Annotated in this window: 23 protein-coding genes; 14 read left to right on the forward strand and 9 right to left on the reverse strand. The window is 66.0% G+C overall.

Annotated features, from left to right (window positions below; all coding sequences use genetic code 11):
* Nucleotides 1-161: 161 nt before the first annotated feature.
* From IEW02_RS03365 to IEW02_RS03380, 4 genes are all read left to right on the forward strand, one after another.
* Nucleotides 162-1,373 carry a DUF445 domain-containing protein gene (locus IEW02_RS03365; protein ID WP_188543982.1) on the forward strand — a complete coding sequence of 404 codons (1,212 nt, stop codon included), beginning with the start codon at nucleotides 162-164 and terminating at the stop codon, nucleotides 1,371-1,373.
* A gap of 124 nt (nucleotides 1,374-1,497) precedes the next feature.
* Nucleotides 1,498-1,959 (forward strand): helix-turn-helix domain-containing protein, encoded by a 462-nt coding sequence (locus IEW02_RS03370; protein ID WP_188543258.1) that lies wholly within the window; start codon nucleotides 1,498-1,500, stop codon nucleotides 1,957-1,959.
* On the forward strand, nucleotides 1,956-2,753 hold the full coding sequence (locus tag IEW02_RS03375) for a heparin-binding hemagglutinin (RefSeq protein WP_188543259.1): 798 nt from the start codon (nucleotides 1,956-1,958) through the stop codon (nucleotides 2,751-2,753). Before IEW02_RS03370 ends, IEW02_RS03375 begins: the two co-directional genes overlap by 4 nt.
* Nucleotides 2,754-2,824: 71 nt before the next feature.
* Nucleotides 2,825-3,124, forward strand: coding sequence for a DUF2516 family protein (locus tag IEW02_RS03380; protein WP_188543260.1), 300 nt, complete (start codon nucleotides 2,825-2,827; stop codon nucleotides 3,122-3,124).
* A gap of 1 nt (nucleotide 3,125) precedes the next feature.
* Here IEW02_RS03380 and IEW02_RS03385 read toward each other — a convergent pair whose 3' ends face one another.
* On the reverse strand, nucleotides 3,126-4,358 hold the full coding sequence (locus tag IEW02_RS03385) for an Nramp family divalent metal transporter (RefSeq protein WP_188543261.1): 1,233 nt from the start codon (nucleotides 4,356-4,358) through the stop codon (nucleotides 3,126-3,128).
* Nucleotides 4,359-4,576: 218 nt separating this feature from the next.
* Here IEW02_RS03385 and IEW02_RS03390 point away from each other — a divergent pair, with 218 nt between their 5' ends.
* Nucleotides 4,577-5,575 (forward strand): alpha/beta fold hydrolase, encoded by a 999-nt coding sequence (locus IEW02_RS03390; protein WP_188543262.1) that lies wholly within the window; start codon nucleotides 4,577-4,579, stop codon nucleotides 5,573-5,575.
* A gap of 11 nt (nucleotides 5,576-5,586) precedes the next feature.
* Here IEW02_RS03390 and purU read toward each other — a convergent pair whose 3' ends face one another.
* Nucleotides 5,587-6,462 carry a formyltetrahydrofolate deformylase gene (gene purU, locus IEW02_RS03395; protein ID WP_188543263.1) on the reverse strand — a complete coding sequence of 292 codons (876 nt, stop codon included), beginning with the start codon at nucleotides 6,460-6,462 and terminating at the stop codon, nucleotides 5,587-5,589.
* Nucleotides 6,463-6,615: 153 nt separating this feature from the next.
* On the opposite strand from purU, the gene deoC reads away from it, so the two are divergent.
* Nucleotides 6,616-7,278 (forward strand): deoxyribose-phosphate aldolase, encoded by a 663-nt coding sequence (gene deoC / locus IEW02_RS03400; protein WP_188543264.1) that lies wholly within the window; start codon nucleotides 6,616-6,618, stop codon nucleotides 7,276-7,278.
* Here deoC and IEW02_RS03405 read toward each other — a convergent pair.
* Nucleotides 7,268-8,008, reverse strand: a complete 741-nt coding sequence (locus IEW02_RS03405; protein WP_188543265.1) for an LmeA family phospholipid-binding protein — start codon at nucleotides 8,006-8,008, stop codon at nucleotides 7,268-7,270. The genes deoC and IEW02_RS03405 overlap by 11 nt on opposite strands.
* Nucleotides 8,009-8,103: 95 nt before the next feature.
* On the opposite strand from IEW02_RS03405, the gene IEW02_RS03410 reads away from it, so the two are divergent.
* Entirely contained in the window at nucleotides 8,104-8,685 is a 582-nt protein-coding gene (locus IEW02_RS03410) for a type IV toxin-antitoxin system AbiEi family antitoxin domain-containing protein (RefSeq protein ID WP_188543266.1), read from the forward strand.
* On the opposite strand, the gene IEW02_RS03415 is transcribed toward IEW02_RS03410, so the two are convergent.
* From IEW02_RS03415 to IEW02_RS03430, 4 genes are read right to left on the reverse strand one after another with little or no spacing between them, the layout of a single operon-like run.
* A complete protein-coding gene (locus tag IEW02_RS03415) occupies nucleotides 8,674-9,450 on the reverse strand; it encodes a class I SAM-dependent methyltransferase (RefSeq protein WP_188543983.1) in 777 nt (258 codons plus the stop codon). The two genes, IEW02_RS03410 and IEW02_RS03415, sit on opposite strands and share 12 nt — an antisense overlap.
* Nucleotides 9,451-9,957: a DUF2505 domain-containing protein gene (locus IEW02_RS03420; protein WP_188543267.1), complete on the reverse strand. Its 507-nt coding sequence runs from the start codon at nucleotides 9,955-9,957 to the stop codon at nucleotides 9,451-9,453.
* A complete protein-coding gene (locus tag IEW02_RS03425; RefSeq protein WP_188543268.1) occupies nucleotides 9,957-10,472 on the reverse strand; it encodes a DUF2505 domain-containing protein in 516 nt (171 codons plus the stop codon). Before IEW02_RS03425 ends, IEW02_RS03420 begins: the two co-directional genes overlap by 1 nt.
* A 10-nt stretch (nucleotides 10,473-10,482) precedes the next feature.
* Nucleotides 10,483-12,036 (reverse strand): MBL fold metallo-hydrolase, encoded by a 1,554-nt coding sequence (locus tag IEW02_RS03430; RefSeq protein ID WP_188543269.1) that lies wholly within the window; start codon nucleotides 12,034-12,036, stop codon nucleotides 10,483-10,485.
* A gap of 124 nt (nucleotides 12,037-12,160) precedes the next feature.
* Between IEW02_RS03430 and IEW02_RS03435 the strand changes: the two genes are divergently transcribed.
* Together IEW02_RS03435 and IEW02_RS03440 are read left to right on the forward strand one after the other, a co-directional pair.
* The gene (locus IEW02_RS03435) at nucleotides 12,161-13,168 is read left to right on the forward strand and encodes a UDP-N-acetylmuramate dehydrogenase (protein ID WP_188543270.1); all 1,008 of its coding nucleotides are present in this window, start codon (nucleotides 12,161-12,163) and stop codon (nucleotides 13,166-13,168) included.
* A gap of 63 nt (nucleotides 13,169-13,231) precedes the next feature.
* Nucleotides 13,232-14,392 carry a L,D-transpeptidase gene (locus tag IEW02_RS03440; protein ID WP_188543984.1) on the forward strand — a complete coding sequence of 387 codons (1,161 nt, stop codon included), beginning with the start codon at nucleotides 13,232-13,234 and terminating at the stop codon, nucleotides 14,390-14,392.
* Between the two features lie 68 nt (nucleotides 14,393-14,460).
* Here IEW02_RS03440 and IEW02_RS03445 read toward each other — a convergent pair whose 3' ends face one another.
* Both IEW02_RS03445 and IEW02_RS03450 read right to left on the reverse strand, forming a co-directional pair.
* The gene (locus IEW02_RS03445; protein WP_188543271.1) at nucleotides 14,461-15,207 is read right to left on the reverse strand and encodes an SDR family NAD(P)-dependent oxidoreductase; all 747 of its coding nucleotides are present in this window, start codon (nucleotides 15,205-15,207) and stop codon (nucleotides 14,461-14,463) included.
* Nucleotides 15,208-15,303: 96 nt separating this feature from the next.
* Complete coding sequence (locus tag IEW02_RS03450; RefSeq protein ID WP_188543272.1) at nucleotides 15,304-16,206, reverse strand: TauD/TfdA dioxygenase family protein; 903 nt, start codon at nucleotides 16,204-16,206, stop codon at nucleotides 15,304-15,306.
* 301 nt (nucleotides 16,207-16,507) lie between these two features.
* On the opposite strand from IEW02_RS03450, the gene IEW02_RS03455 reads away from it, so the two are divergent.
* From IEW02_RS03455 to IEW02_RS03475, 5 genes are all read left to right on the forward strand, one after another.
* Complete coding sequence (locus tag IEW02_RS03455) at nucleotides 16,508-17,806, forward strand: ROK family transcriptional regulator (RefSeq protein ID WP_188543273.1); 1,299 nt, start codon at nucleotides 16,508-16,510, stop codon at nucleotides 17,804-17,806.
* Nucleotides 17,807-17,827: 21 nt separating this feature from the next.
* Nucleotides 17,828-18,652 carry an alpha/beta fold hydrolase gene (locus tag IEW02_RS03460; protein ID WP_188543274.1) on the forward strand — a complete coding sequence of 275 codons (825 nt, stop codon included), beginning with the start codon at nucleotides 17,828-17,830 and terminating at the stop codon, nucleotides 18,650-18,652.
* Between the two features lie 59 nt (nucleotides 18,653-18,711).
* Complete coding sequence (mshA, locus tag IEW02_RS03465) at nucleotides 18,712-20,067, forward strand: D-inositol-3-phosphate glycosyltransferase (protein WP_188543275.1); 1,356 nt, start codon at nucleotides 18,712-18,714, stop codon at nucleotides 20,065-20,067.
* A 29-nt stretch (nucleotides 20,068-20,096) separates the two neighbouring features.
* Nucleotides 20,097-20,606: a type III secretion system chaperone family protein gene (locus tag IEW02_RS03470; protein WP_371829918.1), complete on the forward strand. Its 510-nt coding sequence runs from the start codon at nucleotides 20,097-20,099 to the stop codon at nucleotides 20,604-20,606.
* Nucleotides 20,607-20,723: 117 nt separating this feature from the next.
* A complete protein-coding gene (locus IEW02_RS03475; RefSeq protein WP_188543276.1) occupies nucleotides 20,724-22,322 on the forward strand; it encodes an AMP-binding protein in 1,599 nt (532 codons plus the stop codon).
* Nucleotides 22,323-22,351 lie beyond the last annotated feature (29 nt).

Here is a 22,351-nt window from a genome sequence, read left to right on the forward strand (position 1 = left end):
CTGCCGCTTGGTTCGCCACGACTTACGCACACTCCTCTTCGGTTGCCCCCGACCCGCGCGCGCGGCTCCCTCACCAAGCCTAGTGCTTCGGGCCAGGCACAATAGTGCTGGTGCAGCTCCTCCAAGCGGACGACGACGTCAAACGCCGTGACCTCCGCAAGATGAAGTCGGTGGCGACCGGATTCCTGATCTTCGCCACGGTCGTGTATTTCTTCTGCCGCTGGCAGGAATCGCAGGGTGCCGGGGCGTGGGTCGGATACGTCCGCGCCGCATCCGAGGCCGGCATGGTCGGCGCCCTCGCCGACTGGTTCGCGGTCACCGCGCTCTTCCGCCACCCGTTCGGCATTCCGATTCCCCACACGGCGATCATCAAGAAGAAGAAGGACCAGCTCGGGTCCAGCCTCGGCAGCTTCGTCGGGCAGAACTTCCTCGCCGCCGAGGTCGTCACTCAGAAGATCCATTCCGCCCAGGTCCCGCTGCGGCTCGGAACGTGGCTGGCGGACAAGGACCACTCCGATCGCGTCGCGGAGGAGACGTCGACGATCCTGCGTGGAGTACTCGACCTGCTGGACGACGAGGACATCGCCCAGGTCATCGACAACACCATCGTCAAACGATTGGCCGATCCGCAGTGGGGCCCGCCCATCGGTCGTGTGCTGACCTCGCTGCTCGAAGACAACCGGCAGAAGCCGCTGATCGATCTGCTCGCGTTGCGCGCTCACGAATGGGCCCAGGGCAGCCTCGAGACGATCGACCGGGTGGTCACGCGTGACTCGCCGTCGTGGTCGCCGAAGTTCGTCGACGTGCTGCTCGGCGAGCGCATTCACAAGGAACTGGTCGAGTTCACCTGGAAGGTCCGCTCGAACCCCGACCACGAACTCCGCGTCGCGGCGAACAAGTTCCTGACCGACTTCGCCCACGATCTGCAGCACGACCCGGACACCATCGCCAAGGCCGAGAACATCAAGTCCGAACTGATGGGCCGCGACGAGATCACCGGTCTCGCGGCCGCCACCTGGAAGGTGGCCAAGAAGCTCATCGTGGAATCGGTCGACGATCCGAACAGCACGCTGCGTGCCAAGGTCAGCGAGAACGTGCAGAAGTTCGGCATCCGGTTGCGCGACGACGAAGAACTCCGCACCAAGGTCGACGGGTGGCTGCTGTCGGGAGTGCGCTACATCGTCGACAACTACACAGACGAGATCACCACCGTCATAACCGACACCGTGGCTCGGTGGGACGCCGACGAGGCGAGCAAGAAGATCGAACTTCAGGTCGGCCGCGACCTCCAGTTCATTCGTATCAACGGAACGGTGGTCGGTTCGCTGGCCGGTCTCGTGATCTACACGGTGTCGCAGCTGTTGTTCGGCTGACCCTTCGGACCGGGTAGTTGCCGCCTGCGCGTGACTCCCATCACGCTGCTAGCAGAGTGCTTGCAATTGCTAGCAGTGCTGGTTAACGTGTTTCTCGTAGGCGACGACAGCACGAGGAGTCGACATGCGGGACGAGAACGAGCAGGACGGTGACGAGGCCACAGTGGTCGGCGCAGCCGGTGACCTGGCCGCTCGCGTCGTCAACACCGCGACCGCCGACATCGGGGGTTTCATTCGCGCACAACGTGAATCGGCCCAGGTGTCACTTCGACAACTCGCTCTGCTCGCCGGTGTCAGCAATCCCTACCTCAGTCAGATCGAGCGTGGGTTGCGCAAGCCGTCGGCGGACGTCCTCGCCCAGATCGCCAAAGGTCTTCGGGTGTCGTCCGAGGTCCTCTACGTGCAGGCCGGTTTCCTCGAAGAACGGCCACACAGTCCCATCCGGGACGCAGTTCTGTCGGACGTGACCATCACGGAGCGGCAGAAGCAAGTGCTACTCGAGATCTACGACTCGTTCCGACGCGAGAACGACACCACCGAAGTCGACACCATCGAAGACAAACCCGAAGGAGACACCCCCTCATGACCGAACCCAAGTTCGACACCGTCAAGACCCCGATCTACGCCGCAGTCGGCGCCGGCGATGCCGTCGTCCAGGCCGTGGCCGACGTCGTCGCCCAGGTGCGTGCCCGCGCCGAGGAGACCACGTCCGACGTCACCGATCGCGTCGACACGGCCCGTGCCCGCGTCGCGGACCTGCAGGAAGATGTCACCGAGAGCATCGAGACGCTCCGTGGACGCCTGCAGAACCTCCCCTCCGAGCTGCCCGACGACATCGCCGAGCTGCGCGAGCGTTTCACCCCGGAAGAGCTGAAGAAGGTCGCCGAGGCGTACCTCAAGGTTGCCTCCGACCTGTACACGGCACTCGCCGAGCGCGGTGAAGAAACCGTCGAGCGCATCCTGAAGAACCCGACCGTCGAGGAAGGCATCGACCGCGCCAACGCTGCGGCCAACGACGCCGTCGACCTCACCGAGGACACCCTCGGCAAGGTTGCTTCGCAGACCCGCGCCGTCGGCGAACGCGCCGCGAAGCTCGCGGGCCGCGCGTCGGAGAAGGTCCAGGAAGGTGCCGCCGAGCTGACCGAGGAGATCGAGGAGAACGCCGACGAGCTGTCGAAGAACCTCGACGAGGCCGGCTCCAAGGCCAAGTCGCGCAGCACCGAGGCGTCGGAGAAGGTCGCCGGCGCAGCCGGAACGGTCGAGGCGAAGACCCGCGGCACCAAGGCGTCGCCCATCAAGCGCGCGCCGGCCGCCAAGGCCACCCCGGCTCCGGCCAAGAAGGCCACCCCGGCCAAGAAGGCTCCGGCCAAGAAGGCTTGATTCTTCAGCTGTCCGATTAGTCCGGCTCCCACGCTTCGTCAGGTGGGAGCCGGTTTCGTATAGTGGTGCACATGTTTGCTGCGAATACCGCGACCGGCTACGTCCTCCTCGCACTTCAGCTGGTAGCTATGGCCGGTGCGGTGTTCGCCATCGTGCACGCACTGCGTCAGCGCACGGACGCCTTCCCGGCCGCCGGCAAGCTGACCAAGCCCATGTGGCTCGGCATTCTCGTCGTCGCGTTGTTGATCCTGTTCGCCTTCGGCTTCAGCGGATTCTTCGGCATCATCGGCGTCGTCGCGGTGGGCGTCTACCTCGTGGACGTACGGCCGAAGGTCGAAGAAGTGCAGCGCGGAAGCGGCAATCGCTGGTAGGTCACTCGCTACCGGCAACCGTCAGATACAGCAGCGCCACGTTCAGCGCGACGATCAACCCGGTCGCCAGCGTCGCGAGCAGGACAGTCGTGCGTGAGTTGGTCCGTTCACCCATCACGTCCTTGCTGGACGTGATGCGCACCAGCGGGATCAGCGCGAACGGAATGCACAGGCTCAGCACCACCTGACTCAGGACCAGAGCCAGCGTGGGATCGACGCCGATGCCGAGGACCACCAGGGCCGGAATCAGGGTGATCACCCGTCGCGCCTGAATCGGGATGCGCTTGCGCAGCAGCCCCTTCATGATCTCGGCGCCCGCCGCGCACCCGATCGATGTCGACGCGAGGCCCGACGCGAGCAGTCCCACCGCGAAGATTGCTGCCACGCCGCCGCCGAGGTTGTTCTCGATCGCGGCATGCGCTCCGTCGATGGTGTCGGTGCCCTCCTCGCCGCGGAACGCGGACGCCGCCAGCAGCAGCATTCCGATGTTCACCGTGCCCGCGATCATGAGAGCGAAGGTGACATCCCACTTCGTCGCGCGGAGCAACCGATCCAGCACGCCGGCGTCCTTCTGTACGCCGTGCCGATCCCGCGCCAGAGCCGAGTGCAGGTAGATGGCGTGCGGCATGACAGTCGCCCCGAGCATGCTCGCCGCGAGCAGAACGGAATCGGCGCCGTCGAATCCCGGTACCAATCCCGCCACCACGCCGGAGCCGGAGACGTCGGTGAACAGCAATCCCGTCAGGAAGCCGACGGTGATGACGGCGAGCATGGTGATCACGACGAACTCGAACGTCCGTTGGCCCTGCCGGCTCTGAACGCCCAGCACGATCATCGAGACGACGCCGGTGATGAGTCCGCCGACGAACAACGGCAGCCCGAACAGCAGGTTCAGTGCGATTGCTCCACCGATCACCTCGGCCAGGTCGGTGGCGATGGCGACCGCTTCGGCCTGAACCCAGAAGAGTCGCCGAGGCCACGTCCGCAGCCGAATGCCGAGCATCTCCGGGAGGGACTTGCCCGACACCAGTCCCAACTTCGCGGACAGGTACTGCACCAGCACGGCCATGGCGTTCGCAGCAACCAACACCCACACCAACAGGTAGCCGTAGCGGGCTCCGGCGGTGAGGTTCGCCGCGACGTTACCCGGGTCGACGTACGCGATCGCGGCCACGAACGCCGGCCCCAACAGGGTCAGTGTCCGCGCGGGGCCGAGGGTGGTGGTCTCCGACATGGGCACACTCTATTCGCATAACCGCAATCAAGAGTTAGTCGGGCCGAAATTGGCCTCGTCCGCCGATCTGGCGAGTGAAATACGCAACCGCTGGAGATATTGCACTCGCGGATGGGTATTCCCCTCGCAGAATCAGGGATCTGGTCAGGCCGAGCATTACCCTGGCCAGGAGCAACGCGTCGGCTCCGGGGACCGGCGACAACTTTCAGGGGGCACGGATGGTCAGCAGGAACAGGGCGATAGCCATTGGCGCGGTCGTGGCCGGCGCGGTAGGTATCGCGGTGGCTGCGCGGAGAACGCCCGCAGTCCGCCGACTGCTCGACGGCGAGGACTGGCTGTTGCACGAGCCGACCGTCGACTACCGCATCGTCCCCGTGGTCACCGACGACGGCGCGCATCTGCACGTCCGCGAGTACGGAGACCCCGACGCCGAGCCCATCGTTCTCAGCCACGGATGGACATGTTCCGCCGACTTCTGGGCTCCGCAGGTCAACGCCCTCGCCGGCAAGTACCGCGTGATCGCGTACGACCAGCGCGGTCACGGAAGCAGCGATCTCGGCACACGTCACTTCGGACCCGACGTGCTGGGCGACGACCTCGCCGCGATTCTCGAAGCCACCATCACCAGCGACCAGAAGGCAGTTCTCGCCGGGCACAGCATGGGCGGAATGTCGGTGATGGCGTGGGCCGGCGACCATGCCAAGCAGGTTCAGCAGTACGTGAAGGCAATCCTGTTGGCGGACACGGCATCCGACTCGCTGATCGCCGAAACGACCGTCGTGCCGCGCTTCCCGCGAATCCCTGCGCGGGTGGCCACGTCCGTCCTGTCGTCGGGGCTGCCCATTCCCACGACCCCGTTCTCGTCCCGCGCGGTGAAGTACGTGGCGTTGGGCCGATACGCGACGCCCGCTCAGGTCGCGTTCTGCGAGAAGATCGTTCGGGAATGCGAGCCCAAGACGCGCGGCTTGTGGGGAGCGGCGCTGAGCGCGCTCGACATCCACGAGGCCCTCGAGAACATCGACGTGCCGACGACGGTCATCGTCGGCACCGCCGACCGACTCACCCCGCCGACCCAGTCGCGCAAGCTGGCCGCCGCCCTCGAACGGGCAGGGGTGCTGGACCGGCTCGTCGAGGTGCCGGACGCGGGACACATGGTCTCGGTCGAAGCCATCGACGCGTTCAACGCCGAGTTGGTCAGATTGGCCGAAGAGAACTAGCCGAACACCGGTTAGCTGAACACCACGGTCTTACGGCCGTGCACCAGCACCCGGTCCTCGAGATGCCAACGCAATCCCCGTGCGAGCACCAGCTTTTCGATGTCTCGGCCCTGGCGGACCATGTCGGCGACGGCATCGGAATGGTCGACGCGGATCACATCCTGCTCGATGATCGGACCGGCGTCGAGCTCCGAGGTCACCAGGTGGCACGTCGCACCGATCAACTTCACCCCGCGTGCGAAAGCCTGGTGGTACGGCTTCGCGCCGACGAACGACGGCAGGAAGCTGTGGTGGATGTTGATCGCGCGCCCTGCCCAGTGCTCGCACAGCTCCGGCGGGAGCACCTGCATGAACCGCGCGAGCACCACGGCGTCGGGAGAGTATGAGTCGACCAGCTCCTTCAGCTCGGTGAACGCCGGCCCGCGCTCGGCCGGGTCCTTGGGGAACGGCACGTGGTGAAACCGCACTCCGTGTGCGGTGGCCGTCGCCTCGAGTTCGGGGTGGTTGCCGATGACGGCACTGATGGTTGCCGGAAGTTCGCCGCCGGCGGCGCGGCCGAGCAGATCGTGCAGGCAGTGCGCCTCCTTGCTCACCAGCAGTACCACCCGCTTCGGCTCGCCCGAATCATGCAGCGCCCATTCGGTTTCGGGGCCGATCTCACGGGCGACCACCTCGAAGCGGGACCGTAACTCGTCCGCCGAGACCGACACGGACGACGCGGCCACCGCCTGGCGGGTGAAGAACCAGCCGCTGTCGGCGTCGGCGTGGTACGCGGCCTCGACGATGGATCCGCCGAGGTCGGCGAGAAACGTCGAGATGCGGGCGACGATGCCGGTGCGGTCGGGGCAGCCGAGGGTCAGGACGAAGCGGCGGTCGGAGGAACTCACCCGCGAATTCTCTCAGGTGGGTCTCGCGGGCAGGCCGGAGGCCGGTCGGGTGGACGGCGGGCAGGCCGGAGGCCGGTCGGGTGGATGTCGGGTAGGCCGGAGGCCGGTCGGGTGGGATGGCTGTTCCTGCTGTGAGCATGCCAAGCTGGACCAATGACAGATCTGACCCGTGCCGACGTCGCCCGCATGGTCGACCACACCCTGCTCAAGCCCGAGGCGACGCACGCCGACGTAGACGCACTGATCGCCGAGGCAACCGATCTGGGCGTACTCGCGATCTGCGTCTCGCCGTCGATGCTGCCGGTGCGCGCACCGGACGGCCTGGTGGTCGCCGTCGTCGCGGGTTTCCCGTCGGGCAAGCATCATTCGTTGGTGAAGGGGTCGGAAGCACGTTTGGCGATCCAGCAGGGTGCGCAGGAGGTCGACATGGTCATCGACGTCGGCGCTGCGATCGAAGGCGACTACAACTCGGTGCTCGCGGACATTCTGACCGTGCGAGAAGCGGTGGGCGACACGGCAGTTCTCAAGGTCATCATCGAGTCGGCGGCGCTGACCGACGACGCTATCGTCGAGTGCTGCCGCGCAGCCGAACGGGCCGGCGCCAACTTCGTGAAGACGTCCACCGGTTTCCACCCGTCCGGCGGCGCGAGCGTGGAGGCGGTACGGCTCATGGCGGAGACCGTCGGCGGTCGGTTGGGTGTGAAGGCCAGCGGCGGGATCCGGACCACCGAGGCCGCGCGCGCCATGATCGAGGCCGGCGCGACGCGGCTCGGGTTGTCCGGTTCGCGGGCGGTGCTGGAGGGCTTCAGCAGCTGATCTGCTGCTGACCTTCCTGAGCCGCCGGCATCGTGTACTCGCCGCCGGTGAGAGACATCTTCAGGCCGGTGTCGGTGACCTCGATCGACTGCGGCGTCATGCCCAGCGGGTAGGCCTGCAGGCTGTCGGTGAGCACGGAGACCACGCTGTCGGCCAGGTCGGTCGGGATGCCGAAGCCGAGGATGTTCGCGTCCACGGTCTGGACCTCGATCTTGTCTCCGGCCACGACGGGCTTGACCGTCAACTGCGCGAGCCCGCCGACGATGGCGAAGTTCAGTGTTCCCGCGGCTGCGTCACTGGTCACGCCGCTGATCAGCCCGCCGATGCCCTGGGACGCCAGCGTGGCCTGAATGCCGGAGTTGGACCAGTCGACGTCGGCCGACGAGCTGCCGATCGTGCCCGAGCTGGTGTCGGAGACGTTGTTCAGGTTCACGTCGTCGATCTCGGCACTGACCTTCATGTCCTGCGCGGGGCCGAACTTCGTGTCGTCGCTGGTGATCTCGACGGACTTGAACTCCTTGGTGGCCAGCTGCACCAGCACCGGGTAGAAGCCCAGTCCCACGTCGATCTGGGAGCCGAGCTCGGACTCGAACTGGTTCGCCAGGCACGTCTCGACGCGGTTGCGGGCGTAGAACTCGCCGCCGATCAGCGCCGCGAGAAACGCCACGACGACGATCAGGGCGATGAGGGGGAGGCGAGACTTCCGCTTCCGAGTATCCGAAGTGGTCATCTTGGAAGTGTGACCGAGTTGTCTGAGCTAATTCTGTGAACCGTGAGCCGCCGCAACGTCTGTGACGTGTGACACATCGGGGGTAGGCTCGGCGCATGATCGGTGACGGCAGGACCGACCAGTTCCAGTGGATGGTGTCGGAGCAGGACGGCTACTTCACCACGGCCCAGGCCGCGCATTCCGGCTACTCCGCGATGGCCATCGCCACCCGCGTGGACGACGGTGTCTGGGACCGCGTCGAGTCCGATCTGCTGCGCATCGGCGGGTGGCCCCACAACGAGCTCGAAGAGTATGCGAAGTGGTGTGCCTGGCTGGGAACCGGTGCTGTGATCTCTCACCAGAGCGCCACCGAGTTGCACTGCCTCGGAAATCTGCACCCTCAGTTCGTCCACGTTCGCGTCAGCGGAACCGCCCGAGCACACGATCGGCGGCTGGCAGTGCACCGCGGGCGGCTCGACGGCCGTGACATCGAGTACACCGGGTCCTTTCGCATCACCACGCCGATCTGCACCACGCTGGATCTGGCCGCGGGCGGCATCTCTCAGTTCACCCTCGACGAGGTGGTGGGCGACGGTCTCGTGCTCGGTCGGCTGGACGCGGACGAACTGTTCGCTCGCGCTCTCGAATCCGGTGCGCGGGTGGCCGAGCGGATCGAGTTGGCGCTGTCATCGAGGTGAGGCGACGCTCCACGGAACCGTGAAGATGTTGTCGCGCAATCGTCTTCGCGGGTTGTCCAACCCCGGAACGTCCACCGCCAGAATCTTCGACGCCTCCCTCCATCTCACCCGAGGCCCGAACGGCGCGAGTGGGGCCGCTGTGTCCCACGCACGATCGGCTGCAACCAGCAGCTCGTGCACGGGTTGGCCCGAAACATTGTGGTGGATCAACGCTTTGGGTAACCGTTCCGCCAGATCTGACGGCCGCGGGACGGTGAACGGATCCCACGCGAACGTCACCGTCTGCGGGCCGTCGGCGGTCACGGTGATCCAGATTGCACGGCGGCCGAGTTCGTCGCACGTCCCGTCGATCAGCATCCCGTCCGGCGCCATGGCCGAGGTGACGCGCGCCCAGGCTCCCTCGACGGCGTCTTCCGGGTATTGGCGGAGCACGTTGAACGCCCGCACCAGGACGGGGCGTAGACCGGCCAATTCGAAACCGCCACGGGCGAATTCGACTCCGTCGCTGCCGGGTACCACTCGCGCGGGATCGATTTCGAGGCCGATCACGCGAACGTCGGAACGTACGGTGCGCAGACGCGTCGCGAGCTCGAGCGTCGTCGTCGGGCTGGCGCCGTAGCCGAGGTCGACCACCAGTGGGTCGGCGGCGCCCCGCAGGAGAGCGGCCACCGCGGGGTCGTGCATCAGCCGGCGGTCACTGCGTCGAAGGCGGTTGATACCCGTCGTGCCGCGGGTGATGACGCCGTCGAACTTGGGCACTTCCAGCTACGCGTGCTTTGTCTTCAGGTAGTTCTCGGTCACTTCGCCCTCACCGCGCCACAGGTCGACGAGGTTCACCAACATCAGCTGCTCGAGTTTGCCGCCGATGAACGGCAGGTACACCTTTGCTTCGGACGTGGTCCGCAGCGTCGCACCGGCGTCGGTGGGAAACAGGGAGACGACACCGGTGAGGCTGCCCGGCCCGGCGGGGATGGACGCGTCGTACGTTCCGGCGGTGGTCTCGCTGTAGGCGTCGTAGTGGATGTTGCGGGTGATGATCATGTCCTTCTTCATCACCGTCTGCGCGATGTCCGGCAACTCGGTGCGCGGAATCGTGTGCAGCATGGTGATGTCGATTCCGCTGTCCTTGACGTCGAACGTCTTCATCTCGTTGTGCGAGTACTTCCGCATCTCCTCGATGATCGCGTCCCAGTAGTCGCGTGAACGGAGCGCTTCGTACACCTGCTCGGTGGTGAAGGGCAGGCGCGCGGAGTAGTTCATCTTGCGTGCCATCAGTGCTTGCCCACCCACTCTTCGGTGAACTCGTGCTCGGCGTCGATGAGCTGCAGCACCTGCTCGATGACCGCCGACTCGATCTTCCCGCCGAAGATCGGCACCTTGACCTCGGCGGCGCCGTTGGTGGTGAACGTGGAGCCGTTTCCCTTCGAGCTGAGGGTCAGCGTTCCGCGCAGGCCGGCGGGAGCCCCTTCGACGTTGGCCTCGAACGTGCCGGCCGAGCCTCGGGCGTCCACGGATCCCCAGGATTCGATGCGGTTGATGATGAGGTCGCCGGGGCGGATCGCGGTGATCGCACTGGGCAACAGATCTTCGGCGATGGCCTGCTTGAGCTCGATCCGCACCGTTCGCGTGTCGGGGTCGTCTCCCTCGACGGTCACCGAGGTCAGCTCGGCGTTCGGGCCACCGACGGCCTCGGTGCGGTCCTTCCAGTACTGCTCGGACGTGAACGCCGCGTGGACGGCACTGACGGAGTGCGTGGACGAGGCCGTGTGGTCGAACTTACGAGGCATGAACGGAAATCTAGCGTGCAGGCTTACTGCGCAATTCATGCCCCTTCGAAGTCAGACACTTGCCTGTCTCGAGGTTCCAATCCCACCCATGAAGGTTGCACGTGAGCTTGTTACCGTCCACAACTCCGAACTTCGACAGGTCGGCCTTCAGGTGGGGGCAGCGGCGCTGAATTTCCCAGCCGTCCTTCACGATCGTCGCGGTGTCGTCGTGCGCTTCGGCGAACCAGCCGTCGGCGTAGGCGATGCGCTCGTCGGTGAGGCACTTGAAGAACGTGTAGAGGAATTCGTTGTACCCGCCGACACGCTTGGCCTTGAACCTGGTCGACAGGAAGATCGAGTTGACCCAGTCGGGCTCGTCGTCGCGCAGGACGGTCCGCACCAACTCGGCCGGGATCTCGAAGGAGTAGCGGAACTTCTCGTCCGAGATGGGCTCGCGGACAATCCTTTTCGGGAAGTCCAGCACCACGTGCTCAGCTCCCATGATCATCACCACGGGATACCCGATCCCGTCCGAGATCTGATCCGTCTGCGTCATGATCGGCTCGAACAGGGCCTTGAGCGCTTCCAGCATAGGCTCACCGGCCGCCGGCGCCCACGACGCCTTGACCTCGGCCAACACGCCCGCCTGGCGCTGCGCGTAGGCCTCGATGTAGTCGGCCTTGCCCGTGGTGAAGATGGCTTCGACCTCGTCGGTCGGGATCGGGTGCGTCAGCGAGGTGAGCGTCGACCCCGCCAGATCGGCGGTCGTGCCCGGCATCATGAGCAGCCCGTTGTCCTTGCCGTGGCGTCGCATCTGATCGAGGAACACCATCTGGTCCGGGAAGATGTTCGCCGGATCGCCGTAGACGTCGTTCAGCCCGCGCAGTTCGTCGTCGAGAAAGCACGGGGGACCGGCCGACGGGATGACCCACGTCGCGTCGACCTGCTCGATGTACTGACGGCACCGATCCATCTGACGCTGACGCTTCTGCGTACCGAAGGCGTCCTTGGCGCGCTGGGGCATGTCGTAGACCATCGGGTACCAGATCGCGCCCGAGTACTGCAGCATGTGCACGTCGACCGGCCCGAACTGATTCGTCAGCACGTCCAGGTCCACAGGACGAGCGTCGTTCATGTTGAACGCGACGGTCTCGCCGTCGGACACCACGAGGCCCGAGTCGCCGATCGGTCCGTCGGCCGGAGCGCGCAGCGCGATGATCATGATGTCGAGATCGCCCTTGGGCCCGGACACCGTGTGCTTCAGCGAGTCGGTCGTCTCGAAAAAATTGTGGAAACCGAGCTTCTCCAGCTCGTGCTTGAGATCCGGCACGGGGTAGTCCGGCAGCAGCACGGTGGTGTCCTTGTTCACGTGCTCGGCGAGGTTCTTCGGATCGAAGTGGTCCTTGTGCAGGTGCGAGACGTACAGGTAGTCGCAGTCACCCAACGCGTCCCAGTCGAGCTCGGAGTTGTCCGGGAACGGGAACCACGACGCGAAGTACGCCGGGTTGACCCACGGATCGCACAGGATCGTTCCGGCGCTCGTACTGATGTGAAAACCGGCGTGTCCGACGCTGGTGACCTGCACGTGAATCCTCCGATAGCTTCTTGCCCCCGTACAGATGGTAATCGGGGCAGACATCACTGTCGGACGTGGAGCCTGCGGAACGACCGGGTAGCACTGTCGGACCACGCGGGTAGCGTTGTCGACCGTGACGAGCACTTTTGCGGACCTGACGACGATGCGCGTGGGCGGCCCGGCCCTGTCGCTGATCGTCGCCGAGTCGACGTCGGAGGTGGTCGACGCGGTCCGCGCAGCCGGAACCTCGTTGCTGGTGATCGGTGGTGGGTCCAACCTCCTGGTCGGCGACTCCGGTTTCGACGGGACCGTCGTCAAGATCGCCAGCTCGTCCCTGGTGGTCGACGGGGACCGTGTGATCGTCGACGCGGGTGTCGAATGGGACACAGTGGTGATCGCCGCCCTCGATGCCGGGTTGGCGGGTCTCGAGGCGTTGTCGGGGATACCCGGGTCCACCGGCGGCACCCCGATTCAGGACGTCGGCGCCTACGGATCCACCGTGTCCGAGACGTTGGAATCGGTGACGATCCTCGACCGTGAGAGCGGAGCCGTCGAAGTCTGGGACAACGCCCGCTGCGGGTTCGGCAGCCACCGATCGTCGGCGTTCAAGTACACCGACCGCTACGTGGTGCTGGACGTGACGTTCCGGTTGGCGACGAGCGAGATGTCGCATCCGGTGCGGTACGCGGCGCTCGCCGACCGGCTCGGGGTCTCCATCGGAGACAGCGTTCCGGCCCGCGACGTGCGCAAAGCGGTGCTGGAGCTGCGCGGGGAGCGCGGCATGGTGCTGGAACCGGTCGACCACGACACGTGGAGCGTCGGCTCGTTCTTCCTCAACCCCGTGCTCACCGAGGTACCGGATGCCGCGCGGGACGCGCCGCAGTTCGACGACCCGAAGGGCACCAAGCTCTCGGCTGCCTGGCTCATCGAGCACGCCGGCTTCCACCGTGGGTACGGCGCCGAGTTCGGCGCGGGAACCGTCTCGCTCTCGACGCGGCACGTGCTGGCGATCACCAACCGTGGGGGAGCGACGACTGCCGACGTGATGGCCCTCGCGGGTCATGTCCGAGCGGGAGTGCAGGAGCGGTACGGCATCACGTTGACCCCCGAATGTCGCCTGGTCAACTGTTCGCTGGGCTGACTCGTGGTGTAGCGCAGGTACCGTGGGGCTGTGCAAAAGCAGGGTTTCAAGACAATTCTTCTGATGATGACCGCCGTCATCGCGCTCGTGGCGTTGGTCGCGGGCTGCACCATCGGCGGGGGCGGGGACTCCTCGTCCGGCGGCGGTGGCACCGCGCCCACCACTGAAGCCGCTCCGGTGGCGAAGGTGACGTCGAGCCCGGCCGACGGCGCCGTCGACGTCAGCCCCACCGCCCAAGTCACGCTGACCGTCGCCGACGGAACCCTCGAGAACGTCGCGCTCACCAACGCCGACGGCACCCTCGTCACCGGCGCCCTGAACCCCGCCGGCACGGTCTTCACTGTCGGCGAACCGCTCGGATACGGAGCCACCTACACCTGGTCGGGCACTGCTCTGGGGACAGACAAGAAGCAGGTTCCGGTCACGGGCAGCTTCACCACCGTCACCCCGGCGTCACGCACCTCGGTCAACACCAACATCGGTGACGGGCAGGTCGTGGGCGTCGCCGCCCCGATCATCCTCAAGTTCGACGACGCGATCGTCGACAAGGCGGCCGTCGAGAAGGCACTGACCGTCACCACGAATCCGCCGACCGCCGGCGCGTGGGCGTGGCTCCCGGACGACGGCGGCTCACGCATCCACTGGCGCCCGCAGAACTACTGGGTTCCCGGCACCACGGTGAAGGTCGACGCCAAGCTCTACGGCGTCAACTACGGAGGCGGCCAGTACGGCGACTCCGACGTCACCATCGACTTCAGCATCGGCGCAGCGCAGATCGTGAAAGCCGACGCAACGAGCCACCGCATGCAGGTGGTCCGCGACGGACAGACCGTGATGGACATCCCCGTCAGCTACGGCGAGGGCAACGAAGACCGCAACGTCACCCGCTCGGGTATCCACGTGGTGTCCGAGAAGTACGAAGACTTCATGATGTCGAACCCGCCGTACTACACGAACGTGCGCGAACGGTGGGCCACCCGCATCTCCAACAACGGCGAGTTCATTCACGCGAATCCGGCGACCACCGGTGTGCAGGGCTCGTCGAACGTGACCAACGGATGCATCAACCTCTCGACCGAAGACGCGCAGACGTACTTCCAGATGGCCGTCTACGGCGATCCGGTCGAGGTGACGGGCACCCGCATCGACCTGTCCGCCGCCGACGGTGACATCTACGACTGGGCCATCGACTGGGCGACGTGGCAGACGATGAGTGCTCTCTAGGCGCTTCGCGCACGGGTGTGAAAAAGCGTGCCAGAGGACTCTTTTTCACACCCGAGCGCCGAAGGCGCCTACCTGCGAGCGAACCGTGCACCCGACCCCGGCGCCTGATCCCGCGGCCGGATGACGATGGTGTCGAGGTTGACGTGCGACGGGCGTGACGCCACGAAACCGATGACCTCGGCGATGTCCGCGGCGACGAGCGGTTCGATGCCGTCGTAAACCTTCGCGGCCTTGTCCTCGTCACCTTCGAAGCGCACCAACGAGAACTCGGTCTCGACGGCTCCGGGCGCAATCTCGGTCAGGCGCACCGGCTTTCCGAGCAATTCGCCGCGCAGCGTGCGGTGCAGGACACCTTGGGCATGTTTGGCCGAGGTGTAGCCGCCGCCGTTGTCGTACGTCTCGAACGCGGCGATGGACGTGATGGTCACGACGATGCCGTCGCCCGACTCGATCAGCTTGGGTAGCAACGCTTTCGTCATGCGCAGCGTGCCCATCACGTTGGTTTCCCACATCCAGCGCCAGTCCTCGAGGTCCGCATCGAGCACTGTCGCAAGGCCTTTCGCGCCGCCCGCGTTGTTGACGAGAACGTCGATCGTCGGCAGTACCGAGGTGAACGCGGCGACGGAATCCTCGTCGGTGACGTCGAGTTGCAGCGCGGTGCCGCCGATCTCCTCGGCGAGCTTCTCGAGTCTGTCGACACGCCGCGCACCGACGAAGACGTGGAAACCGTCGGCGGCGAGTTTGCGCGCGGTTGCTTCACCGATTCCCGAGCTGGCTCCGGTCACGACGGCGGTGGGCTGGGATGAACTGGTCATGGGAGGAGATTATCGGGGTGCGGCCGCTGTGAGTGAGGGGCACCCTGAGTCGATCCAGCGGTGTGAGGGTGCCCCTCAGTCGCACAGGGAAGACCGCTAGCTCGCAAGCGACGAATACCCCGACGCATCCCCGGCCTTCACTCGCGACGACTCTCCGCTCACGCTCACCGGCACGTCCCCGGCGAGGGTGATGCGCTCCATGCGTCGGTACTGATCGTCGTAGTCGGACACGGCGTAGTGCTGGGTGGCGCGGTTGTCCCACATCGCGACGTCGCCCGGCTGCCACGACCAACGAATGGTGTTCTCGAGGCGGGTGACGCGATCCTGAATCAGGTCGAAGATGGCCCGCGACTCCTTGGTGCTCAACCCCACCAGGCTGCGGGCGAAGTGTCCGAGCAGGATTGCGCGCTCGCCGGTTTCGGGGTGCACGCGCACCACGGGGTGCTCGGTCTCGAAGTACTGCGCCCGGAATTCGTTGCGGTACTTCTCGGCCTTGCTGGAGACGCTCTGCTCGGCGGACGTGGCGGCGTAGTCGAAGATGTTGGTGTGCACGGCCCACAGGTTGTCGGCGAGGGCCTTGAGGGCGGCCGGAAGTTGTTCGTACGCAGCGGTTGCCGACGCCCAGGCTGTGGTCCCACCGTAGGCGGGAAGCGTGACCGCCCGTAGGACGGACGCTTTCGGGATACGGTCGACGAAGGTGACGTCGGTGTGCCAGCTGTCGGCGCGATCGTATTCGGAATCGATTGCGAGAGCACGGTTTCCGCGCGAGGTCACTGTCGGGTGCGCGGTGGTCGGCGTTCCCAGCAGTCCGGCGAACTCGTACTGCGACTCTTCGTCCAGGTGGTGCTGGTCGCGGAAGAAGATCACCTTGTGCTCGAGCAGTGCGTCGTTGATGGAGCGCACGGTGAACGCGTCGAGTTGTCCCCCGAGGGTGACACCGTCGATTCGCGCGCCGATGTTCGCGCCCAATTTGACGACCGACAGTGCTGAGCTGCTCATGAGGGGACCCTTTCGACTGAACACATCATCCGACGTAAACACAGTTTGCGCACCTCGGGAAGAGTTTCGCTCAGCGTGATCGAAACCCACCCGAGCAGGGCAAAGCCCGAGAAGTGCTAGCTTGGTGCCATGGCAACCGGACCCCGCGTCACGTATGTGACTGCTGCTTTGGGGTCCCGTCTGCCTTTGGCCCGTGAGTTGTGTTGTCCGAACGGCTGTCTCTGCCGCTGACTGTCGGTTCGGTCCACGAATCGGTAGTCGGCTGCGCGTCATCAGTTCGCACCGACCTCGAGGACCACCAATGTCTGTTTCGACCATCGAGCCTGCCTCGACCATCGAGTCCGTCTCGACCCGTTCACCGCTGCGGCGCACACGTGCCAAGATCGTGGCGCCCGACCTGCGACTGTCCGGGACGCCGGCGTCCGCGGTTCTGCGTACTGCCCTGCTCCAGGGCCCGGTCTCGCGTGACGTGATCGCACGGAGTTCGGGAATTTCGACCGCCACGGTCAATCGCCAGGTCTCCGCCCTCGTGGCGTCGGGTCTGCTGCGCGAGCGCGCCGACCTCGCCGCCTCCGGCGCCATCGGGCGACCCCGCGTGCCCGTCGAGATCGATCACGAGCCGTACCTCACGATCGGAATCCACATCGGATCCGTGACCACCGGAATCATCGCCACTGACCTGCGCGGCCGCATTCTCGGCGCCGTCGACATCGCCACTCCCGACGGGACGGGCGCCGGCCTCCGGCCTTCCGGCGGCGGCAGTACCGGCCGGGCCGCTCTGGAGATCATCGCGGCCAGCGCACAGGCCTTCGCCGCCCGGTGGCACCGACGTCGCCCGTTGTGGGTCGGAGTTGCCCTCGGTGGGCGAGTCGACACCGCCGCCGGCACGGCGGACCACCCCCGGCTGGGGTGGGTCGGCGCACCGGTCGGGGCGGTGCTCGGCGAACGCCTCGGGCTCCCGGTCTCGGTGTCGCCGCACGTCGAAGCAATGGCCGCCTCCGAGCTCCTGCTCGCGCCCGGACGCAAGCCCGACACCGGCTCGTCGCTGTACTTCTACGCCCGCGAGACCACCGGCGTCGCAATCACGATCGACGGGCGCGTCCACACCCCGTCGGGCGGTCCCGGCTCCATCGCGCACTTGCCGACGGGCTCGTCGGCGCAGTGCTCGTGCGGCCGTACCGGATGCCTCGAAGCGTCGGTCAGCGACAGGTCCGTCGTGGAGGCCGCGCGCAGTGCGGGTGTGGTGGACGGGGGAGCGGCCATCGCCGCGGTCTACGCCGCCGCACGGGCGGGTTCGCTTGCTGCGCACCGCATTCTGATCGAGCGCGCCGAGATTCTCGGACGCACCGTCGCCGTCCTGCACGATCTGTTCAACCCCGATCGTGTTCTGCTCGGGGGCCAGGCGTTCTCCGAGTATCAGCCGGGTCTGCCGCACGTCGGTGACGCGTTCGCCGCGTGCAGCGTGCTGCCTCGTACGGACCTGCGAGTATCCGGATTCGGCAGCCGCGTGCAGGAATACGCTGCCGCGACGGTCTCGCTGAGCCCGATCTACAGCGACCCCATCGGTGCGATGCGCAAGGCTGATTCGGCACTGGTCTGACCCGGTTCCTAATCTGACCGGATGAGCATCAGAGAAGCGTTCGGATCCGACGGCACGTCCATCGTCTATCGCGTCGACGGGCCCGCCGGCGCTCGTCCGATCGTCATGCTCCACGGCTGGGCGCAATCGATGGCCTGTTGGGGCGACAAGGTCACCGACCCGTTGAAAGAGAAGTACCGGGTCATCGCGGTCGATCTACGGGGTCACGGATATTCCGGTGCCCCGGCCACCGGATACGACGATCCGGCGCTGTGGGCCGGTGACGTCGCCGCCGTCCTGGAGCAGGAGGACATCCGGTCCGGTGCGGTGTTGCTCGGCTGGTCGTACGGCGGACTCGTCGTCTGCGACTACCTGTCGGAGTTCGGGTCGGGAGCGATCGCCGGGCTCGTCCTGGTCGCCGCGATCACCAGCATCGGGCGCGGCGAGGAGGGTGGACGCGTCGGGCCGGCGATGCGGGCGGCCGTTCCGGGAGCGATGTCGGTCGAGTCCCGCGTCGCGATCCGCGCGCTGGGAAGCTTCGGCAACGCGCTCACCGGGCCGGGCGAGGGACTCGGAGAACGGGCGCAGGCACTGTTCGGAGCGAGCTTGTCGACGCGTCCGCGGGTGCGGGCTGCCGTCTTCGACCGGGTGGTCTCGCACGACGCGATGCTGACCGAGCTCGATGTCCCCACTCTCGTCGTCCATGGGACGGCCGACTCGATTGTCGACGTTTCCGCAGGTCGGTGGGCCGTGTCGTTGATCGAGGGCGCGACGGGGTCGTGGTGGGAGGGAGTCGACCACGGTCCGTTCGTCGCTGATCCGGAGCGGTTCGTGGCGGAGTTGACGGGGTTCGTGGACGGGCTCTGAATCGGACAGGAGTGGAGCCTGCGGAACGAGCGCCCAGAGCAGCGGGGCACTATGAAGGAGTGGCCCGCACCGACCGTCCTGAGCGCGTTGCCGTTCTGTCGTTGCATACCTCGCCCGTAGCGCAGCCGGGAACCGGTGACGCCGGGGGTATGAACGTCTACATTCTGCAGACGGCGCGGCAGATGGCGTCACGCGGAGTCGAGGTCGAAATCTTCACCCGGGCCACCTCGTCGAAAGATGCCGCGGCGTTCGAGGCGGCGCCGGGAGTGCTGATTCGCAACATCGCGGCGGGACCGTTCGAGGGGCTCGACAAGCACGATCTTCCGACTCAGCTGTGTGCGTTCGCCGCGGGGGTGCTGCGCGAGGAGGCGCGGCACGAGCCCGGGTACTACGACGTCATCCATTCCCACTACTGGCTGTCCGGTCAGGTGGGCTGGCTGGCGCGCGATCGCTGGCGGGTGCCGTTGGTCCACACGGCGCACACGCTCGCTGCGGTCAAGAACGCGTCGCTCGCCGTGGGGGACAAGCCCGAGTCGGCGTCGCGCGAGATCGGTGAGAAGCAGGTCGTCGAGGAGGCGGATCGCCTCACGGCCAACACCATCGACGAGGCAAAGTCGCTCATCGAGGTGTACGGCGCCGATCCGGACAAGATCGACGTCGTCGCTCCGGGGGCGGATCTGAGTGTGTTCAAACCGGGCGATCGCGCGCGGGCGCGGGCGGCGCTGGGCGTCGACGCCGGTGAGATTGTCGTCACGTTCGTCGGCCGCATCCAACCGCTCAAGGCGCCCGACGTTCTCATCTCCGCTGCCGCGGAGCTGCACCGGCGCGAACCTGCACTCCCACTTCGGATCCTGATCGTGGGCGGGCCCTCGGGCACCGGTTTGGAACGCCCGGATTCGCTGATCAGGCTGGCGGCGTCGTTGGGCATCTCCTCGCTCGTGACGTTCCTGCCGCCGCAGCCACCCGAGCGCCTGGCGGAGGTGTATCGCGCGTCGGATCTTGTTGCGGTGCCCAGCTATTCGGAGTCGTTCGGGCTGGTCGCCATCGAAGCCCAGGCCTGCGGAACCCCGGTCGTCGCCGCGGACGTGGGTGGCCTCGGTGTCGCGGTACGCGGCGGCGAGACGGGAGTGCTTGTCCCGAGCCATGATCCGCTGGAATGGGCGACCGCCATCGGCTCGCTGCTCACGAACGATCGTCTGCGCGCTCGGATGGCAACGAATGCACCGAAACACGCCCAGAATTTCTCGTGGGAGCACACGGCCGACGCTCTGCTCGACACCTACCAACGTGCGGCGCAGCACTTCGGTGGTGTGATTGCGCAGGCCGTAGATGGGGAACGCCCATCGGGGGAGTTCTCACCTCGTCGACCGCGGGGTGTGTGGCGGCTGCGACGACAGGGAGTGAAGAGTCTGTGACGGACACACGTATTGCCGACACCAGTGAGCTGATCGCTGAGGTTCTGAAGGACCGCGGCCTCGATCACGGCCGTGTCAAGGACAACGAGTTCGTCGTCGAACTTCCGGGTGAGCGCCGACTGGTCACGACCACGATGCTGACCGTCGGTAACCACGGGGTACGGGTCGAGGCGTTCGTCTGCCGCAAGCCGGACGAGAACTTCGAAGGTGTCTACCGGTTCCTGCTCCGGCGTAACCGCCGGCTGTACGGAGTGCACTACACGATCGACAAGGTCGGCGACATCTATCTTGTCGGCCGCATCTCGACGCATGCGGTCACCGGCGACGAGCTCGACCGCGTCCTGGGTCAGATCCTCGAAGCGTCGGACGGAGACTTCAACACGTTGCTCGAGCTCGGTTTCGCGGAATCGATTCGCCGCGAATGGAAGTGGCGCGTCTCGCGAGGGGAGTCGCTGAAAAACCTCGAGGCATTCGAGCATCTCGTGAAGTCGGACGGCCCGGTGGATCCGTGGACCGGTTCGGCGATGAAGGGTTCGTAGCTCGAGAGGGCAGGTAATATCGGACATGCTGTGACGGGTGTCACCTGAGATATCTGTGTCGAGGCGACACAGTATTCTCGTGGCACCCGCGTCCGTGCATTCCGCAGAAGGAGTCCCATGAGTTTCAAGAGTCCGTTTCCAGACGTCGAGATTCCGAACAAGAGTGTCTACGACTTCCTGTTCGGCGACATCGCCGACGAGGACCTGGCACGGCCCGCCCTCGTCGACGGCTCGTCCGGTGCGGTCACCGACTACAAGACTCTGATCGGTCAGATCAACGGTGTCGCAGGCGCTCTCGCGGCCCGCGGGGTCGAGGTGGGCGACGTCGTCGCGCTCCACTCTCCCAACGTCCCCGCCTTCGGATCCGTGTTTCACGGCATCCTCCGTGCCGGCGCGATCGCCACCACCATCAACGCCCTCTACAACGCCGAGGACATCGGGAAGCAACTCACCGATTCCAAGGCCAAGATGATCTTCACGGTGTCTCCGCTGCTCCCGCAGGCGAAGGCCGCCGCCGACGCTGTCGGTATCGCGGCCGAGAACGTGATCGTGCTCGACGGGGCCGAGGGCCATCAGTCGCTGAAGGACCTGCTGACCGAAGGTGCGGCCGCTCCCGACGTGAGTTTCGACCCCGCAACGCATCTCGCGGTCCTGCCGTACTCGTCGGGCACCACCGGCCGCCCCAAGGGCGTGATGCTGACTCACCGCAACCTCGTCGCGAACGTCTCGCAAATTCAGCCCCGCATGGGCGCCGACCACGACGACGTACTGCTCGCCGTCCTCCCCTTCTTCCACATCTACGGCATGACGGTGCTGCTCAACCTGGGCCTCAAGGTGCGCGCGTCGCTGATCACGATGCCGCGATTCGACCTCGAGCAGTTCCTCTCGCTCACCACCGAGAAGAAGATCACCTACCTGTTCATCGCGCCGCCCGTCGCCGTCGCTCTGGCCAAGCATCCGCTGGTGGACAAGTACGACATCTCGAGCGTTCGCTGCGTCTTCTCCGGTGCTGCAGCGCTCGACGAGAACCTCGGCAACGCCGTCGCCAAGCGGCTGCACACCAAGGTCCGCCAGGGCTACGGCATGAGCGAGCTCAGCCCGGTCTCGCACTCCATCCCGTTCGACGGCGACGACATGCCGCTGAGCAGCTGTGGTGTTGCGGTCGCGAACTCCGAGAACAAGATCGTCGACCCCGCGACCGGAGAAGAGGTCGAGTACCCGGAAGCCGGATCCGACCAGGTCAGCGCACCGGGCGAGCTGTGGATCAAGGGTCCGAACGTGATGGTCGGCTACCTGAACAACGACGAGGCGACCAAGGAAACACTCGACTCGGACGGCTTCCTGCACACCGGTGACATTGCGATCGTCGACGGTCAGGGCTGCGTCTCGATCGTCGACCGGCTCAAGGAACTGATCAAGTACAAGGGCTACCAGGTCCCGCCCGCCGAGCTCGAATCGCTCTTGCTGACGCATCCGCAGATCGCCGATGCCGCCGTGATCGGCGTGCTCGACGACGAGGGTGAGGAAGTGCCGAAGGCGTTCGTCGTGCTGCAGCAGGGTGCCGAACTGTCCGAGGACGACGTGATGACGTTCGTGTCGGAGAAGGTGTCACCGCACAAGAAGGTGCGCCGCGTCGCGTTCATCGATGTCGTGCCGAAGTCTGCGTCGGGCAAGATTCTGCGCAAGGATCTCCGCGCGGCGGAGAAGGCTCACTAGTTCCTTTCGGCAGCGGCGCGTCACCTGCC

The sequence above is a fragment of the Rhodococcoides trifolii genome, assembly GCF_014635345.1.
GTDB classification, from domain to species: domain Bacteria; phylum Actinomycetota; class Actinomycetes; order Mycobacteriales; family Mycobacteriaceae; genus Rhodococcoides; species Rhodococcoides trifolii.

Excerpts from the sequence above, each read along its gene's own strand:
- IEW02_RS03365 (WP_188543982.1), top strand. The coding sequence starts at position 162 with ATGAAGTCGGTGGCGACCGGATTCCTGATCTTCGCCACGGTCGTGTAT.
- IEW02_RS03370 (WP_188543258.1), top strand. The coding sequence starts at position 1,498 with ATGCGGGACGAGAACGAGCAGGACGGTGACGAGGCCACAGTGGTCGGC.
- IEW02_RS03375 (WP_188543259.1), top strand. The coding sequence starts at position 1,956 with ATGACCGAACCCAAGTTCGACACCGTCAAGACCCCGATCTACGCCGCA.
- IEW02_RS03380 (WP_188543260.1), top strand. The coding sequence starts at position 2,825 with ATGTTTGCTGCGAATACCGCGACCGGCTACGTCCTCCTCGCACTTCAG.
- IEW02_RS03385 (WP_188543261.1), bottom strand. The coding sequence starts at position 4,358 with ATGTCGGAGACCACCACCCTCGGCCCCGCGCGGACACTGACCCTGTTG.
- IEW02_RS03390 (WP_188543262.1), top strand. The coding sequence starts at position 4,577 with ATGGTCAGCAGGAACAGGGCGATAGCCATTGGCGCGGTCGTGGCCGGC.
- deoC (WP_188543264.1), top strand. The coding sequence starts at position 6,616 with ATGACAGATCTGACCCGTGCCGACGTCGCCCGCATGGTCGACCACACC.
- IEW02_RS03405 (WP_188543265.1), bottom strand. The coding sequence starts at position 8,008 with ATGACCACTTCGGATACTCGGAAGCGGAAGTCTCGCCTCCCCCTCATC.
- IEW02_RS03410 (WP_188543266.1), top strand. The coding sequence starts at position 8,104 with ATGATCGGTGACGGCAGGACCGACCAGTTCCAGTGGATGGTGTCGGAG.
- IEW02_RS03420 (WP_188543267.1), bottom strand. The coding sequence starts at position 9,957 with ATGGCACGCAAGATGAACTACTCCGCGCGCCTGCCCTTCACCACCGAG.
- IEW02_RS03425 (WP_188543268.1), bottom strand. The coding sequence starts at position 10,472 with ATGCCTCGTAAGTTCGACCACACGGCCTCGTCCACGCACTCCGTCAGT.
- IEW02_RS03440 (WP_188543984.1), top strand. The coding sequence starts at position 13,232 with ATGATGACCGCCGTCATCGCGCTCGTGGCGTTGGTCGCGGGCTGCACC.
- IEW02_RS03445 (WP_188543271.1), bottom strand. The coding sequence starts at position 15,207 with ATGACCAGTTCATCCCAGCCCACCGCCGTCGTGACCGGAGCCAGCTCG.
- IEW02_RS03450 (WP_188543272.1), bottom strand. The coding sequence starts at position 16,206 with ATGAGCAGCTCAGCACTGTCGGTCGTCAAATTGGGCGCGAACATCGGC.
- IEW02_RS03455 (WP_188543273.1), top strand. The coding sequence starts at position 16,508 with ATGTCTGTTTCGACCATCGAGCCTGCCTCGACCATCGAGTCCGTCTCG.
- IEW02_RS03460 (WP_188543274.1), top strand. The coding sequence starts at position 17,828 with ATGAGCATCAGAGAAGCGTTCGGATCCGACGGCACGTCCATCGTCTAT.
- IEW02_RS03475 (WP_188543276.1), top strand. The coding sequence starts at position 20,724 with ATGAGTTTCAAGAGTCCGTTTCCAGACGTCGAGATTCCGAACAAGAGT.